Below are 1,957 nucleotides of genomic sequence, written 5' to 3' on the forward strand. Positions count from 1 at the left end.
CGTTCCGTTCACAAGTTGAAATGCTCCAAGTATTCGATGATGACGGTAATGAAGTGACGCCAGATAAGGTGAAGGATATCCAACGCGAAAAGGGTTTGCGTGACAACTAATGAAGTTTTCGCGAAGAAACGCGGGATAACCTAGTCAAAACGGCGAATGTTCGCTACAATAATATATGAATTATAATGATGGAGTAATATGATGAATACTAGTATATGGATTTTGATTGTCATCCTTGCTGCTGTTTTGGGTGCAGTTGCTGGATTCTTCTTGGCACGTCGCTCAATGCAAACGTACTTGAAGAACAACCCACCTATCTCAGAAGAGATGATGAAGTCAATGATGACATCAATGGGACAAAAGCCTTCACAAAAGCGTTTGAACCAAATGATGGCACAAATGAAGGCCCAATCTTCTGCAAAGAAGTAAGGCTTGTTAAAAAGGACTGAACAAGATGGTTCGGTCCTTTTTTGTAATTGATGGGGAAAATGATGAGATATAAATGGATCGACATTGCGCGTGGTTTAGCAATGTTAATGGTGATTATTGGCCATGTGTCCGGCTCGGAACCGGCATTTCAAGCGGGTCAGAATTTTTTGTTTTTAGGTAATTTACCGATTTTCTTTTTCTTTAGTGGTCTGTTGTATCGACCCAAGCCACTCGGCGAACGCATCAAAACCAATTTTAATACCTTGATTTTATTGTATATTGTGTTCGCGTTGCTGATTTTAGCCTACGAATGGCCAGCAGTAAAATTTGGTCATGCCAGTTGGTCATTAACGGGCACGCTACTTGGCGCCTTATGGGCAGGTGGTAATAATAGTACGATGCCAGCGGGGATGATGTCACTGGGAGCGGTGTGGTTTTTTGTTGCACTTGGCCTGGCAACGATTGTCTTTAGTTGTGTGCAGGCTCTTGTTGCCAAACTACCAGACCACTGGCGAATAATCACGTTAGTTGTCATCAGCTTGGGGTTGTTTGGTTTAGGTTTGTTAGCACCGGCGGTTACACCGTGGTCATTGAATGCGGTGCTCTTGAGTCAAGTGTTCCTACTTGGCGGATATCTGGCACAACGTTGGATGAAGCAACCGTGGCCATTTTACGGCATGGTCACGATGTTTGTGGCTGGTTTGGCAGTGTGGTACTGGGCATCTCAGGTAGGAACTTTTTATCTCGTATCAGGGACGTTCACAGGGCCGATTTGGCAGATGTTGTTAGGGGCATTTGGTAGCATTTTTGCACTGGCCGGTGTGGCACAGTTAATTGAACGTGGCCTTTGGCAAATGGGTGATGGGATTGCCTGGGTTGGCCAAAATTCGGCGGTGGTATTGTTTCTGCACGCCTTTGCCATTTTGATTCTTGGTAAAATTGTTTATGGCCCGACGGTTGGCCTTTGGGTGCAATGGTACGGCCGACCAATCGCATGGGTATTAATGGTGTTGCTGAACACGGCACCGGTTATTGTGATGGCTTATGTGGCCCTTGGCTTACCGATTGTTCGAAAAATATTCACAGACCGACGCTGGCCAATGCGTTTTTGACTAAAGCGTGAAAATGATGTGCATTATTTCACGTTGTAATAGATTAATAAAATATTAAGAAGCCCGTTGTAATAGAGATGTCATATTGGGTTGTTACTCTAAAAACATCAAAGACAGGGGTAATGTTAAATATGACATTGTTTAAAGGGAAAAAGGCATTGGCGTTTATCGCGTCAGTTATTGCCAGTTTCACGTTTGCGATGGGGATGGAAGCTGATCACTCAGCTTCAGCAGCTGGCCAAACGGGTTACGTTAGTACAAACGAAGGATGGCGTTGGCTTGAAAATGGCCAAAAGTATACGGGATTCCGTTTCTACATGGGTACGTATTACTGGTTCATCGATGGGGTGCGTCAGGATTCTGGTTGGCGTGAAGCTTGGGGCATGAAGTACTACACGGACAATGAGGGTCGTGCA

At 44.8% G+C, this 1,957-nt stretch carries 3 protein-coding genes and 1 pseudogene; all 4 read left to right on the forward strand.

The window, feature by feature from the left end; genetic code table 11:
* The coding region (locus tag WEIDD23_RS12665; RefSeq protein WP_156469534.1) for a DUF896 domain-containing protein at positions 1-110 on the forward strand (110 nt) is incomplete at its 5' end.
* A gap of 91 nt (positions 111-201) precedes the next feature.
* Positions 202-429 (forward strand): YneF family protein, encoded by a 228-nt coding sequence (locus tag WEIDD23_RS00885; protein ID WP_010371877.1) that lies wholly within the window; start codon positions 202-204, stop codon positions 427-429.
* Positions 430-488: 59 nt separating this feature from the next.
* Positions 489-1,541: an acyltransferase family protein gene (locus WEIDD23_RS00890; RefSeq protein ID WP_157725483.1), complete on the forward strand. Its 1,053-nt coding sequence runs from the start codon at positions 489-491 to the stop codon at positions 1,539-1,541.
* 131 nt (positions 1,542-1,672) lie between these two features.
* Positions 1,673-1,957 (forward strand): annotated as a pseudogene (locus tag WEIDD23_RS00895) (NlpC/P60 family protein); the annotation flags it as partial.

This window comes from Weissella sp. DD23 (genome assembly GCF_001579105.1).
Lineage (GTDB): Bacteria > Bacillota > Bacilli > Lactobacillales > Lactobacillaceae > Weissella > Weissella cibaria.